The organism is Aliivibrio fischeri (assembly GCA_038993745.2).
Lineage (GTDB): Bacteria > Pseudomonadota > Gammaproteobacteria > Enterobacterales > Vibrionaceae > Aliivibrio > Aliivibrio fischeri_B.
Genome location: CP160630.1, coordinates 1,205,708 through 1,220,573, shown reverse-complemented (window position 1 = coordinate 1,220,573; position 14,866 = coordinate 1,205,708). Strand labels below are relative to the sequence as shown.

General features: G+C 35.7%; 7 protein-coding genes and 3 tRNA genes. 6 read left to right on the top strand and 4 right to left on the bottom strand.

What is annotated here, in order from left to right:
• Window positions 1–97 precede the first annotated feature (97 nt).
• The 3 genes from AAFX60_019830 to AAFX60_019820 are packed head-to-tail and all read right to left on the bottom strand — an operon-like array spanning window position 98 to window position 2,560.
• Window positions 98–844, bottom strand: coding sequence for a hypothetical protein (locus AAFX60_019830; GenBank protein ID XDF79388.1), 747 nt, complete (start codon window positions 842–844; stop codon window positions 98–100).
• A 6-nt stretch (window positions 845–850) separates the two neighbouring features.
• Complete coding sequence (locus tag AAFX60_019825) at window positions 851–2,179, bottom strand: HlyD family type I secretion periplasmic adaptor subunit (protein XDF79387.1); 1,329 nt, start codon at window positions 2,177–2,179, stop codon at window positions 851–853.
• A gap of 48 nt (window positions 2,180–2,227) precedes the next feature.
• Window positions 2,228–2,560 carry an Hpt domain-containing protein gene (locus AAFX60_019820; protein ID XDF79386.1) on the bottom strand — a complete coding sequence of 111 codons (333 nt, stop codon included), beginning with the start codon at window positions 2,558–2,560 and terminating at the stop codon, window positions 2,228–2,230.
• A gap of 171 nt (window positions 2,561–2,731) precedes the next feature.
• Between AAFX60_019820 and AAFX60_019815 the strand changes: the two genes are divergently transcribed.
• From AAFX60_019815 to AAFX60_019790, 6 genes are all read left to right on the top strand, one after another.
• Window positions 2,732–9,790, top strand: coding sequence for a tandem-95 repeat protein (locus AAFX60_019815; GenBank protein ID XDF79385.1), 7,059 nt, complete (start codon window positions 2,732–2,734; stop codon window positions 9,788–9,790).
• A 131-nt stretch (window positions 9,791–9,921) separates the two neighbouring features.
• The gene (locus tag AAFX60_019810; GenBank protein XDF79384.1) at window positions 9,922–12,378 is read left to right on the top strand and encodes an ATP-binding protein; all 2,457 of its coding nucleotides are present in this window, start codon (window positions 9,922–9,924) and stop codon (window positions 12,376–12,378) included.
• A gap of 44 nt (window positions 12,379–12,422) precedes the next feature.
• Complete coding sequence (locus tag AAFX60_019805; GenBank protein ID XDF79383.1) at window positions 12,423–13,322, top strand: diguanylate cyclase; 900 nt, start codon at window positions 12,423–12,425, stop codon at window positions 13,320–13,322.
• Window positions 13,323–13,480: 158 nt separating this feature from the next.
• Window positions 13,481–13,571, top strand: a tRNA-Ser gene (locus AAFX60_019800).
• 47 nt (window positions 13,572–13,618) lie between these two features.
• A tRNA-Thr gene (locus AAFX60_019795) sits at window positions 13,619–13,694 on the top strand.
• A 28-nt stretch (window positions 13,695–13,722) separates the two neighbouring features.
• Window positions 13,723–13,798 (top strand) — tRNA-Asn (locus AAFX60_019790).
• Between the two features lie 59 nt (window positions 13,799–13,857).
• Here the strand turns inward: AAFX60_019790 and AAFX60_019785 are convergent.
• The gene (locus tag AAFX60_019785; protein XDF79382.1) at window positions 13,858–14,763 is read right to left on the bottom strand and encodes a LysR family transcriptional regulator; all 906 of its coding nucleotides are present in this window, start codon (window positions 14,761–14,763) and stop codon (window positions 13,858–13,860) included.
• Between the last annotated feature and the right edge of the window lie 103 nt (window positions 14,764–14,866).

Sequence of the window (14,866 nt, the reverse complement as noted above, 5' to 3'; positions counted from 1 at the left end):
TTTACTCCTCCTTGAATAGTATTAGTAATACCTCTGACTTCATACCCTAATAAATTGTATAACCGTTGATATAAATCTGTTTTTGATTTTTGAGCTTCTAGTTGCTCATAACTCGACAGTAGTTTGGCATAAATGTTTTTTCAATACTATTAGTCGAGATATCTGTCATTCGTTCTTTTACTTTACGATGATCGATACTTTTTAGGTCATTAGAGATGCTCTTAAAGGTATCTGAAATTTGTTTTTTTTCAGCCTGAACGATCTGTAATAATTTTGTATTGAAAAGATAATAAAGCATGAATACTAGAATTAAGCTGCCATTTAACATTAATAAAATATAGAGATGGTTGTTTTGCTTTTCTTGATTGAGTCGGGTGTGGTTTAATAATAAATTATCAATAATAGATGTGCTGTTATTGAATGCTGTACTCAGAGAGTTTTTGAGCTCATTTAAATCAAAGGTTCTATTGTATTTCTTTATATATAGTTGGATTAAATCAAAACCGAGAATACCACTTGATGAAGCCAACGATTTCTCATTGGATATGAGTGCATGGAAGTGATCAATTTGTTGTGATAGTTCATTCGTAAAGAGTTGTACTTGAGCATTGCTACAAGTTGAATCTGTTTTGGTGCACACTTCTAATGTGGCATTTAATCGACTAATATCGCTCAGTATATCCCTTGATTTATTTACTAATAAAACTTGAGTTTGTCTTTCTTTATTATCTGTTGCAGATAAAACTTCATATAGAGAGTAAGCGCCTTGGGATAAAATAATTCCTAAGGTGGTAAAGAAAAGGACATGAACAATAGGGGCATTAGGTCGGAAAAATTGTTTCATAATTCATTACCTTTCATCAAAAGATTCATCTAAAGCAGCCATCACCGGTTTTAATGCATAATCGATGATTTTTCGACTTCCCGTTTTTATATCAGCAGTGAATTCCATATAAGGGGATATATGATATTTAATGCCATTTCGCTCTAAATAATTCTGTGAAATATCAATTTTAGCTAGATAATATTCTTCTTCTTTTTCTTCATAAGAGCTTCTTGATATTGACGATATATTTCCTGTAATTACGCCATATTTTGCAAAGTTGTAAGCATCGAATTTCAATTTAACCTCTTGTCCTTTTTCGATAAAACCAACATCTTTACGAGGGATTTTTACTTCTGCATGTAGTTTGTTTTTTAATGGGGTGATATCAGCAATACTGTCTCCTGGAGAGATAACTGCAGAGAGATAGTTGTAGTTTACTTTATCAACAGTCCCATCGACGGGAGAAAAAACCAATAATCTATCCACTTTATCAGAGAGTGTGGGTAGTTGAGTGAGCTTGATTGTTAATGCTTTATTTATATCGGTAAGAGTTGAGTAATACTCTGTTCTGCGGGTTTTTCTTGTATCTTCTAATAATTTTTCGAGACGAGTTAATTGAAATCTCTCTGTGAGTATTGCTTCTTGTAGGTTTTCTATTTCTCTGACCATATTCATATGTTGTACTTTCATATTAAGTACATCAACATAAGACGCCATGTCTTCATCATACAATTGTTGTTTTATTTTTAATTGTTCTTTGATTAATCCAAGTTGGGCATTTGATGACTTAACTCGACGTTGCATCGATGATATTAAGCTTTGTTTGTGCGTAATGTCATGCAGGATAAGTTCGTCATTAGAGCGATTACGATTATCTTCTTCTTCCCATGATAATGAGTGTGCTTTAACTAATTCTGGGGAATGACTATAAGCGCTAAAGTCAGGTAAGCTATTTTTAATTAGTGCGTTGTATTTTAGTTGTTCTATTTGTAACTCAGTAATTTCGTGTTGAGTCGAATTTAGTTCAGAAACGCGGTCTTGTGAGGTTAATTGGGCTATTTTTTGACCTTTGAAAACGAGCTCTCCCGGTGATACATAAACTTCATTTAAAATACCGCCTTCAAGGTGCTGTACTTTTTCAACGTCTGAATCAAGTAAAGCTTCGCCTCTTGTCGATACAGTAATGTCAATACTTGCTTGAGAAGACCAAATAAGGATAAATAAGCCAAACAAAAATAGAATAATAAATATCTTATGAGTAGTGACTTTATTAATATGTTCATTCGTACTGTTAGTTTGGTCAGTATGAGTTTTATTAATGGAACTCTCAATAATTTTATTTAAATTACCCATGAATATATTCATCCTTGATTTACATATTATAATGCATGTTCTACGTTGTTATTGAGCTGATAGGTAGACTTCCATTTGCTGTTTTATCTCATCTAATCCATTGATTACTGCGTCTATCGTATCTTTTTCAGGGGTATTGCCCACTTTAGCAGAGGCTTCAATCTCTTTAATTAAAGGAAGAATATTCATTTCACAAAGATTGCCGAGTGCTCCTGAAAGTGTATGAACGGTATGAAATAGTGTAGATAAATCATTGGTTTCATAATGCTGTAAAATGACATTACCAATTTCTGAGTTTTCAGCTAGGTAAAGCTCAAACAATTGTTGAGTGATCTCTTCATCACCACCAAACATTTCGTTTAACATATCTATATTAATCACAATCACTAACCTATTAATTCAATACATATTCTTACTATAGGATAGATGTTTTTATTATCCAGAATAAATCAGTAACTTTGGTTTTCTTGATTTACTTTCCTATGCTCAGTTATGAACTTCATACTCTTTATTGGTGTGTTTTAGTCAGTGACTAGTGACAAGGAGCAACATATGGCTACTGGAAATAATAATGAAAATAATGATCTAAATGATGCAGTTGAACAAGTTGTGACTGAGGATAGCCGTTCTTCTTCGGAAGCGCTTACAGGGAATCAGCATAATCAACAATCGACTACTGCAAATACTGTCGCAACGGGAGCGGATTCTATTGCACCAATAGCATCAGAAGATAACTCTTCAGGGCAAAATGAAGATAAGCAGACAACTACAGAAGAAGCTGAAGAGAACAATGAAATAAATAGTGAGAGAATCAGTGAAAATAGAAACGAAGGTGAAGAAACAGACGCTAGCTCTAATGTGGTTTCAAGTGAAATAGCAGATAAAGATAATGGTGGTGATAGCAATGTTAGTGTGCCAAATTCGACGGAGCATCAAGATGTCGGTGGGCATAATAGTGACTCAGTTACTGCTGAGGGCGGCAATAATATTCAACATGAGGAAAATGAATCGTTGCCAACTAGCTCTATTTTAGAGGGGGCAGTTGGAGGTGCGGTAAGTGATGAGGTGATTGATACTCAAGCCTTCGAAGTCAGCGTTGAACCTGAACGTTCTATTTTTTCTGATGAGTTAGAACATTCAGATACAACAGTCGATACTCTTACATTTGCAGTAAATGTATCACCTGTTAATGATGCGCCCACGGCAGTAGACAAACTATTTACTATGTTAGAAGACGGGGTCATTACATTTACTGCCGAAGAATTATTAGTTGGAGCGAAAGATATTGATAGTGAGACTCTCCATATTGATACGGTTACCTACACTGGGACTGATGGGGTTTTATCGGAAAATCCAGACGGTAGTTTTTCTTTCGCACCAAATGAGAATTTTAATGGGCATGTGGATTTAGGTTTTACCGTGTCAGATAGTGAGTTAACGGTTGATGCGAATATTGAACTACTTATCGAAGGTGTGAATGATATTCCAGTAGCTGGAGCAACGTCATATCAGGTTGATGAAGATCACGTACTTACTTTTACAAAAGAGCAATTGTTAGCTAACTCTAGTGATGTTGAAGGGGAAGTGTATGTTCAATCCGTTTCTTATCCTGGGTTTGAAGGTGAGTTAGTTGAAAATTCAAATGGGACGTATTCATTTACCCCAAACCCTAATTATTATGGTGAATTAGCTTTTGATGTGGTGATAGTTGATGAAGAAGGTGCATCAGCTTCGACAACCGCAAATATTCAAATAATATCAATTAATGATCCTGTAATTGCTACTGATGATTTTGAGTTAGCTGGTGCTGAGCCGTTAATTCGACTTGATTCAGCACCAGAGCATGGGACATTAGAATACTTAAATGAAGAATACGAATGGGTTGAAATGGTTGTTGGACAAGAATACTCAGCAGATACTGAGATTCAATTTGTACCAAATGCCACAGATGTTCAATCGGCAACTTGTGATATACAAGTTGGTAGTTTTGATAGTGATCCTAATACGCTTATTTTTGATGGCGTGGCAAAAGCTTCTGATTGGGGTATTGTTGATGGAAATACCGCAACGTTTATAAAAGATGACGTTACGATTACAACAGAAGTGACTAATGGGGAACTATTTGCGTGGAATGGAGCTGGTAGTTCAGTTGGTGCTGGTATTGGTGATCAAGATCGTCATGGTCTATCAGATGATGACCAGTTAATCGTTACGATTGAAGGTGAAGAGGTTAACCAAATTACTTTTCAGTTAGACGGTCTTGGTGGGTGGTTTGATGAATCTCATCCAAGAGCAACAGAAGTTATTATCACAGCTTATGATGCAGAAGGTAATCAAATCGATTCTCAGGGAGGTTATCGAGAATCGGGTGAATATCAAGATCTTTATTCTTTTACCACAGATCAACCGGTTCACCATTTTGAATTAGGGACAACAGGAGGTGGAGGTACTTATGTTGTTCAAAATATGACAGTGTCCAGAACATTATCTGAACATCTTCAACTCGTGACTATTCAGCCAGATGGAAGCGAAACAAATAGTGAATTGACGTTAGATCTGAATTTTAATACAGCTCATCTGCCTATGGATGTGACAGAAGAGTTAATTAATATTGATGAAGGAATAGTATCAACGCCAATTGAAGTTTTAGAAGATGGCCAATTGGTACTTAATGCCAGTGATCTACTTGTTAACGATACCGATGCCGACGGGGATACCTTAACTATTGTAGAAGTACATACAACCGATAACTCTCATGGAGAAGTAAGCCTTAATGAAAATGGTCAGGTAATTTATACGCCAGATCCTAATTACTCCGGTGAGGCTGAGTTTCATTATATCGTTACTGATGGGAATGGGTCATTTGATTCAGCAACTGTTTCTCTTAATGTCATACCTCAACAAGATGCCCCAATTATTACAAGTAACCTTGAGCTAACTATTGATGAAGATGGTGCAATAACGTTAACTCAAGAACAGCTGTTAAAGCATGCGATAGATGTGGACGGGGATCAATTGACAGCATCTAATCTAATTGTTGATGGTCATGCTGTGATTGAAGCAAATGAAGATGGATCTTTTACGATTACACCAGATGAGAACTTTAACGGTCAGTTAGCTATTCAATTTGATGTGAGTGATGGTATTGATGTTGTAGCTGCAGGAATTGATTTAACTGTTAATGCAGTAAATGATGTAGCAGTGCTTGAGAGTAAGGTGTTCTCGTTAAATGAAGATGGTGTGCTTGTTATAACCGATGAGCAGTTATTGAGTGGCTCGTTCGATGCTGATGGCGATGAACTTGAAGTTGAATCCGTTGTATATGATGGAAACCATGGTCAATTGGAATCTAATGGTGACGGCACGCATACTTTTACGCCAAACGAAAACTTTAATGGTTCTCTAGATTTTACTTATACCGTAACAGATGGAAGTGAGAGCGTTACTAGCGACATTAATGTTATTGTTGAAGCCGTTAATGATGCGCCGATATTCACTGAGTCTCACTTTATAATAAATGAAGATAATTCTATCTTAATCACTAAAGCGCAATTATTAGAGAATGCTTCAGATGTTGATGGTGACCAACTTTCTATTGTAGGGATTACGGTAGAGCCGGATAAAGGCAGCATAGTACAAGATGAAAATGGCGATTGGTTATATACGCCAGTTTTGAATGAAAGTGGTTATGTTGATTTAACCGTTAGTATTACTGATGGGACGGTCGTAGTTGATTTTGCTTCTATTATTAGTATTACGCCTAATGCAGATGCTCCTTCCTTAACACTCTCTTTAGGTGAAGCGTCAATTACTGATTTTCCAGCCGAAGATGACAATAGTATTGCTGATATTCTGGCTCAATGGAGCACTGATAATGTAGGTGGTGTAATTGAAACACATCAAGAGTCAGTTTATACCGGTGTTGATGATGGACGCGGACGAGTCATTGAATTAGAAGCAAATAGAGGAGATGAATCTAATCTTTATCAAGATCTTGATATTCAAGTTGGAGATAAGATTTCTCTTAGTTTTGATTATTCAGCACGCGCCGGTTATGTAGGTGAAGGTTCACAAATTGATGTGTACTTTGAAGGAGAGTTAATTGAAAGCATTACTCAGCCTACAGTTGGGTGGCACACATATAATTATGAATTAACTGCTACAACAGATAATCCTCGATTAGAGTTTGATGCACCAGGAAGCGACAGTCTAGGTGGTATTTTAGATAAGATTAAAATTATTGAGGTACCGACAGAAGACCAAAGTATCAGTATTAATATTAAAGCGCTATTAACTGATATCGATGGTTCGGAAAGCTTACAATCACTTATTATTGATGATGTCCCAGAGGGAGCTACATTAAGTGATGGTACAAATACTTTTATAGCAACGGCTGATGAAAATAGCATAGATGTGAATCAATGGTCTCTCGATACATTAGAGTTTTTACCCGCAGAACACTTTGATGGTGAAGTGAATTTAAATGTATCAGCAACATCCGTTGAAGAAGAAAATGGAGATACAGAAACCATAACCCTTCCATTAGTGTTTACTGTAGAAGCTGTGGCTGATGCTCCAAGTTTAAGTGTGACAAATAGTGAAGGTGTGTTGATTGATGATGGGGCTGAAATACGCGATGATGCTAATATTATCGAGTTGAATTTACAAGCTGAATTAGTTGATCAAGACTTATCTGAAACCATGGTTGTTACTATGGGGGGAGCACCTGAAGGCAGTGTTATTCATTATGATGGTGATGCGGTAATCAATGACCAGAGTAATGGTTTGATCAGTTATGCGGACACTAATGTCACAGTGACTTTTGAAGGAGAAGGTGCTGGTTTCCAGAATTCTGCTGGTTATTATATTGTAGAGAGTGATGGCACAATCTCTGGAGCTAAGCTGATGTTTGAAAATGCATCACAACAAGGATCTGGAGGGAATTTAATTCCTGGTCAGTCTTCTTTTAGTTTTGATATTGAAGCCGGACAGAGTTTTAATTTGTTTGTCGTTCCCAATGGATATAACTATAACGATTTTGGTGCAATGACGGATGGAGAATTTGTATTTAGAGATACAAATGGTGAACCAGCAACGATGAACTCCGTGGATCCTCAGTTAATATTTGTTCATGCTGATGGAACAGAAACACTAGTACGCAGCCAAAATGGTGATACGATTTATCATGGTGGTAACAGCGTTAATTTAAATCAAGATGGTGTTGAACATACGCGAACTACTATGAATGAGGAAGGTGAATTAGTTTATGGTATCGAAGACTTGTACGGTGGTGGTGATCGGGATTATGACGATTTCACGTTTACGATTGATTTAGGTGAAGTAAACCAATCTATATACAGTGGTGAGATTGAGATAAATAATGATGAACCGGTGATTATTCCTACAGTTATTTTAGATCAAACTCTTGCTCTTGAATTACCAGATGGGTTTAGTGATGAATTTGACTTAATCATTGAAGCAACAACAACAGAAGAGTCAAATCAGGATTCAGTAACAACAACGCACACTGTTCATATTGATGCGATTGAATATGCGCCTGAAGTTAGCCCGATAGAGATCGTAATTGCTGAAGATGGTTCAATTACATTAAGCCAAGAAGAGTTGCTCGCAACAGCTAGTGATCTTAATGGTGACGAATTAATTGCTAATAATTTAATCGTAAATAATGGTGACGCTACGATTGAACTCAATGAAAATGGCAGTTATACAATTACGCCAAGTGAAAATTTTAATGGTGATGTACAGATCGGGTTTGATGTTAGTGATGGTCTACATACTGTAGCCAATAATCTACAACTCACAGTAACTCCAGTAAATGATGCTCCACATGCACCGTCTATAGTTCTTAGTGCAAATGAAGATGCAGTGATTACAATTGATCCCGAGTTCCTCCTTAATCAAGCGACAGATGTAGATGGAGACAGCTTAACTCTAGATAGTCTAGTTGTTCGTTCACCATCTCATGCTGTGTTAACGCAAAATCAAGATGGGCTATATCAAGTTGTTGTTCCTGAGAATTTTAATGGTCAAGTCGAACTCGCTTATGCCGTTAGTGATGGCCATGTATCAACAGAAGGCAGCGTAAACCTAAACATTATTCCTGTGGATGATGCTCCATTCCAAAACGGGAATGCTCACTTAGCAACGAATGAAGATGGCGCTGTAACGTTTAACAATGCAGATTTATTAAATTTATTTGGCGACGTAGATAGTGCATTAACAATATCAAGAGTTGTTACGGCTGAAGGGGAAGAGGCAGAAGGCACTGTCATTGATAATGGTGATGGTACTTGGACATTTACGCCAACAGATGATTTTGCTGGAACGACAGGGTTGCAGGTGGTGGTTACGGATGGAACCACAGATGTCAGTATGGATATGAATGTTTATGTACGCCCTATTGCTGATGGTGTGGTCATTACAACCAGCTTTGATGGTCCTCTTGTATTCCCAGAAGATACGACAGGTCATTTTGGATTAAATATCGAACAACTTGATACCTCTGAAATTATGACAAGTGTGGTCATGACAGGCTATCCAATTGGTTTTGTAGTTGGAGACGGTGAGCATACTGTATTCATTACCGAAGAGCAGCAAGATATAGATATAAGCAGTTGGAATATTGATAACATGACAATGACGCCACCTGCTGATTTTAACGGTAATTTCTTTGTTACTGTTTCGGTCGTTTCACTAGATGAAGTCGAAGACCCAGCAGATAACCCGGTAACTCAAGAGTTGGGTACTCATGAGGTAAGTGGCTCACCATTTGTCTTAGATGATAATGGGTATGCGCTATTATCAAGTGATGACTTGTTGGGGACTCTTGACGAAGGAAACCATGATAAAGAGAGTGATAATGCGGTTACAAGTGTAGTATACACAGGTGACAATGGAACACTAATTGATAATCAAAATGGTACATGGAGTTTTTGGGCAAACCCAGATTTTGAAGGTGATATCGTGATTGATTTCACTACAGAAAATGGTGAGCAGCATCAGGTGGAAATAACTTCAGAAGTAGAACGTATTGAGGCGTTTGCAAGAATAGAGACGAATCCAGTTATGGTGCAAGAAGAGAGCTCTGAATCTTCAAATTATGATTATACTTCGATTCCTGGCGGTATTGTTAATATTGATATTCCTGATGCTATTTCTCAGCACTCAGAAGTCAATCATATTCAAATTAATGGATTACCAAGTGGCGTTGAGCCAGTTCAAGGTTTAAGTGATGACAATGGAAGTTATGCAGTTAGTGATATTTTTCAGCCTGTAGCTCTTGCGATTGATGATGATTTTTCAGGAGAAGTACGTGTTGAAATGGTTGGCATGACTGCGATGGACGATCCAATAGATGGCTTAGTTGGGATAAGTATTATTGATGTTGATTCGAGTTATGAAATGCAAACAACCAGTGCTGATAACTCTTTTTCTATTGTTGGTCATGAGGATAGTGACGGTGGACAAGATTGGACTGAAGAAGATAACACATCAGTGGGTGTTGATGTTCTGGATGACAGTTCAAGTTTTGAATCAAATCAATCAAGTAGTAACGTAGATGATGATTTATCTAACCTAGTTGATCATTAACTTTATTACTTAAACTGGTTGTTAAAACCTCGATCTTCTTTAAATCGTATATTTAAAGAGATCGAGGTTTTTTTATATACAAAAAATATCCTAGACTATTTTTAATAAAGAAAATGTTATAAGGATAATGCATGAAAAACTTCCGCTCTTTTTCTATAAAATCTCTTTTACAAGTAGCTGGCGCAATTATTACTGCATTATTGCTTTTGTATTTTTATATGAACCATCAGTTTCATGAAAATGAAGAACGATTAACTGCTCTAGAGTTGGAGGTAAAATTAGCGAAAAATAATATGTTAATGATAAGACGTTACGAAAAAGACTTTATTAGCCGTAATAGCGAAAAATATCATGATTTATTAGAAAAAGAGGTTGAGAATTTTGAGAGACGGTTGATAGAAATTCATCGGACGTTAATTCGAGAAGGAATTGATATAGAAGATAATAGCTTAGAGATAATTCAATCGATTCATAGTTATGCAACTTCATTTCATAAATTAAGTGAAATATTAGAAAGTCTTAATGGTATAGGAAGCAATCGAGGTTTATTTGACAGTTTAAAAGATCAATCGATCACTCTTGAGGAAGTATTGTTGACTTTAAGCGATCAAGATTTAAATAAAGTAATGTTGTCGATACAAGAGCAAGTTTATGATTTTTATAGTGGAATGGCGGCAAAAAATGAAACAGAAATAGCCTATGAACTTAACAATATTTTTCAGCTTTTAGATATTATGAAAGAAAAATTAGATCGTATTGATAATGAGACGGCAACAAATGCCTATCTCCTATTTAGAAATAGTTTTGAGGATATACAAAAAATTCATAGTGTAGCTGGATATACTCATCGCCTAGGATTACATGGGGAGTTAAGAGAAAACATTCATACTGCAGAATATCGTTTGAATTCGTTGTTTGAGAAGGTATCTGAAAAAACAGCCGAAAAAATTAATCATTCATATTTTTATAATCAAATTCTTTCTGCTGTGCTGTTTTTACTCATTGTTTCTGTATTGGTTTCTATGACCATTATGATAACTCGTTTAGAAAAATCAATTCTTCGCTCACAGTATAAAGAAATAAAAGCTAATAAAGCGAAAAGTTCCTTTCTTGCTAACATGTCTCATGAAATAAGAACACCGCTAAATGGAATTATTGGTATGACAGAAATTATGTCAGCATCTAATCTTACAGCCATTCAAAAGGACTATTTGGCGACAATCAATGCTTCGTCACAAACACTCTTAATGTTGATTAATGATGTTCTTGATTTATCGAAGATCGAGTCTGGAAACCTCGATGTGAATGTTCATAGTTGCAAAATAAAAGAAATTATTTTTGATACAGCAGCACTGATCGCGCCTAAAGCTCAGCAAAAAGGTGTAGAAATAAAAATCCTTATGACAGGTCCATTTCCTGCGTCCGTAAAAGCTGATGAGCAAAAGATCAGGCAAACTATGATGAATTTAGCTTCAAATGCGATTAAATTTACCGAAGCAGGGTCAATCTCATTTGCTTTATCTTTAGAAGAAGAAATGGAAAACCATCACCGATATTATTTTTCAGTAAAGGACACCGGTGTTGGTATTGATGAAAGCAAGCAGCAACAAGTATTTGAAGAGTTTAAACAAGAAGATAGTGACACTTCACAAAATTATGGTGGAACAGGACTCGGTTTGGCGATTTCGTCTAAAATGATCAAAATGATGGGAGGCGAAATAAAACTGAAATCAAGTAAAGGTGTTGGTAGTGAATTTTATTTTTATCTAAATCTAGAAAAAGATCATATGTTTGATAGCTCAATAGATGCAGATAAACAGAAAAATAAAACCATAATTTATTGTGCCAAATCACCAAAAGAGTTACTTATTAATGAAATGGTTGAATATGGTTATCATGTTGAAAAAGTGTATTCTATCGAAGAAATTAAAGTTCAAGAAACATCAAAATCTTTAGTCGTTTTAGAAAAAGAACATTTCTTAGATGATATTGATGCCGTAAAAGAAAAACATCCGAAACTACCTATCGTTTTACTACGTAATAACGCAGATGATAACGTAGAACGAGATAATATTAGTGGTTATGTTAGCTATCCACTATTAGGTGCACGCTTTGAAAATTTATTGAAAACTATTTTTATTAAATCAGATACGCCAGTAGAAAAAAGAAATAGCATTAAGGCAGAACCTGATGATTACAGTGGGATGGTGTTAATTGTTGAAGATAACAAAATTAACCAACAGGTTGTTTCAATTAATCTAAAAATGTTAGGTATTGATTATAAAATAGCAAATAATGGCGCCGAGGCGGTTGAATTATATAAAAGATATCATGAAGAAATTTTAGTGGTATTAATGGATTGTATGATGCCGATTATGGATGGTTTTGAGGCAACTGAAGCGATTCGCGCTTTAGAACAAAACGAAGGAATGGAATCAACAACGATTATTGCGTTGACTGCATCTATTTTGGATGATGATATTCAGAAATGCTTTGATTGTGGAATGAATGATTATTTACCGAAGCCTTTTAGAAGAGAGGTGTTACAAGATAAGATAGCCAAGTTACAGCTTCTGAGTAAAAAATAGTGATGCCAATACCGATAGGGATTTTAGTATTAAGTAGGTGATATATGTTAACTGAACCCAAAATATTAATAGCGGAAGATGAGCCAGTAAGTCGGCTTGTATTGCAGCGCTTGTTAAAATCATTTGTTTGTATTTCAGTTGCAAATGGACAAGAAGCTATTGATATAATTAATAAAGAGCGTATCGACTTGGTGTTATTGGATATTCATATGCCTATCATGGGAGGGTTTGAGGTAATAGAAAAACTTAAAAATAGTGAAACAACGAAAGACATTCCCATTATTGTTATTACTGTTAATCAATCTACAGAAGATGAGATTCGAGCTTTAGATCTCGGAGCGGTTGACTTCATTACTAAGCCATTTAATTCAGTTATCTTACAAAAACGTATTCGTAATCAGTTAGCACTTAAACTCAAATCCGATTTATTAGAGAAGCATGCATCTTTAGATGGATTAACTAATTTGCTCAATCGTCGTATGTTTGATTTTGATTTAGAAAATCGATGGGCTGAAAGCCAACGATTACAAGCTAATTTTGGTCTAATCATGTTTGATATTGACCATTTTAAACTCTATAACGATAACTATGGACACTCTGCTGGAGATGAGGTGCTTGTTAGAGTCGCTAAAGCGTTAATGAAAACCTTACAAAGGAAAACAGATAGAGTTTATCGATACGGTGGAGAAGAGTTTATTTTAATTCAATTTGATACTGACTTTGAGCAGTTAAGACAAACTGCTGAATTACTGCGTCAATGTATCTATGATTTGAATATCACTCATGATTTTTCATCTCATAAAAGAATAAGTATTAGTGTTGGTGCTACTTTGATTAATGCAGAACAAATTCAACCGATACCTTACCTGTTAGAAATCACGGATCAGCAGTTATATAAAGCAAAAAAACAAGGAAGAAATTGTGTATCAACAATAACCATTTGATAAATGAAGGTTATTTGTTCAAATTTGCTTAAATTTAATCACTTAGCTTTATTTTTAATCAAACGAACATTTTTTTTCAAAAAACACTTGCGCCCGATCTCATTTTCTCTATAATGCGCACCATCACTTGATGAGGCAATTGCTTCAGATAGTCCTGCGGAGGGATGGCTGAGTGGTCGAAAGCACCGGTCTTGAAAACCGGCAAGGGTTAATAGCCCTTCTAGGGTTCAAATCCCTATCCCTCCGCCACTATTACACTGTTGAGCTTGTAGCTTGATAGTAAAAAGATAAAGTGTGCCGACTTAGCTCAGTAGGTAGAGCAACTGACTTGTAATCAGTAGGTCACCAGTTCGACTCCGGTAGTCGGCACCATCTTTTCTCTTTATGAGATACAATCTGTTCCCTTTTAGTTCAGTCGGTAGAACGGCGGACTGTTAATCCGTATGTCGCTGGTTCAAGTCCAGCAAAGGGAGCCACATTTAAGAACGCCGCTTGATAGTTATATCAAGCGGCGTTTTTGCATTTCTAATATTAATCACTTCTTTTCTGTTACTAGTTGCTTTATTTTACTTATGATCCATTGTAAACCTTGATCATTATTCTTGGAATGATGCCAACAAGCATAGAGCGGTATTGGCTTTGTTTCAAAAGGAATTGGAACTACATTAATTATACCTAACTCTTTTATTCTATTAGCATGCCATTTGCTTGATACACATAGCCAATCACTATTAGCTGCCAGATGTAAAGAGGCTACAATAGAGTTAGATTGATAAGCTATTTTTCTCATGGGCAATAGATCTTCATTACTTAACGAATCGAGAGTTGAGAGATTATGGCGTTTTGTAAGCCAAAGAATATGTTCTTCTTTAAAGAATTCTGTAATAGTTACTGAATTAGAAAGTCTAGGATGAAATTTATTTAATGCGAGGACTAAAGGTTCTTTCAATAATAAGCAGTAGTTAAAACTAGGATCTGATGGTGCGATGGTGCTAAGGATTAAATCTACTTTACGATGCCGTAAATCATTATACCTATTTTCTTCAATGTTATGTGAAGTGTCTGTTGTTATTTCAATACCTGGAGCTTCAGATTTTAAGATTTGTAATAGTGAAGGTAAAAACATTATATTGATATCATTATGACTTGATATTCTAAACGTGCGTAGACTTTCATTTTTAATAAACTGATGTGAATTTTCAGTTGATGAAAGTAACACATTAAATGGGGCGATCGTAATACGATGAAGCTCAATAGCTTTAGTTGTCGGTTTTATTCCTCGCCCATCTCTTATAAAAAGAGGATCATCCATTTCTTTACGTAAACGATTAAGTGCTTGGCTTACAGCTGAAGGTGTCATTGATAGTCTATCGGCTGCATGACTCACGCTTGAAGTAGAAAAAACAGCATGGAAAATATGAAATAAATTTAAGTCGAACATTAGGTTCTCCACTCTTTAGCTGTACTTAATTAATCATGTTAGCTTAGATTAGTTATTTATAAAGGAATGTAAATTATAATTTTCACGATCTCTCAAGTAAGTT

What these genes read in the sequence shown, in the direction of transcription:
- AAFX60_019830 (XDF79388.1), bottom strand. Translation starts at nt 844, where the DNA reads ATGAAACAATTTTTCCGACCTAATGCCCCTATTGTTCATGTCCTTTTC.
- AAFX60_019825 (XDF79387.1), bottom strand. Translation starts at nt 2,179, where the DNA reads ATGGGTAATTTAAATAAAATTATTGAGAGTTCCATTAATAAAACTCAT.
- AAFX60_019815 (XDF79385.1), top strand. Translation starts at nt 2,732, where the DNA reads ATGGCTACTGGAAATAATAATGAAAATAATGATCTAAATGATGCAGTT.
- AAFX60_019810 (XDF79384.1), top strand. Translation starts at nt 9,922, where the DNA reads ATGAAAAACTTCCGCTCTTTTTCTATAAAATCTCTTTTACAAGTAGCT.
- AAFX60_019805 (XDF79383.1), top strand. Translation starts at nt 12,423, where the DNA reads ATGTTAACTGAACCCAAAATATTAATAGCGGAAGATGAGCCAGTAAGT.
- AAFX60_019785 (XDF79382.1), bottom strand. Translation starts at nt 14,763, where the DNA reads ATGTTCGACTTAAATTTATTTCATATTTTCCATGCTGTTTTTTCTACT.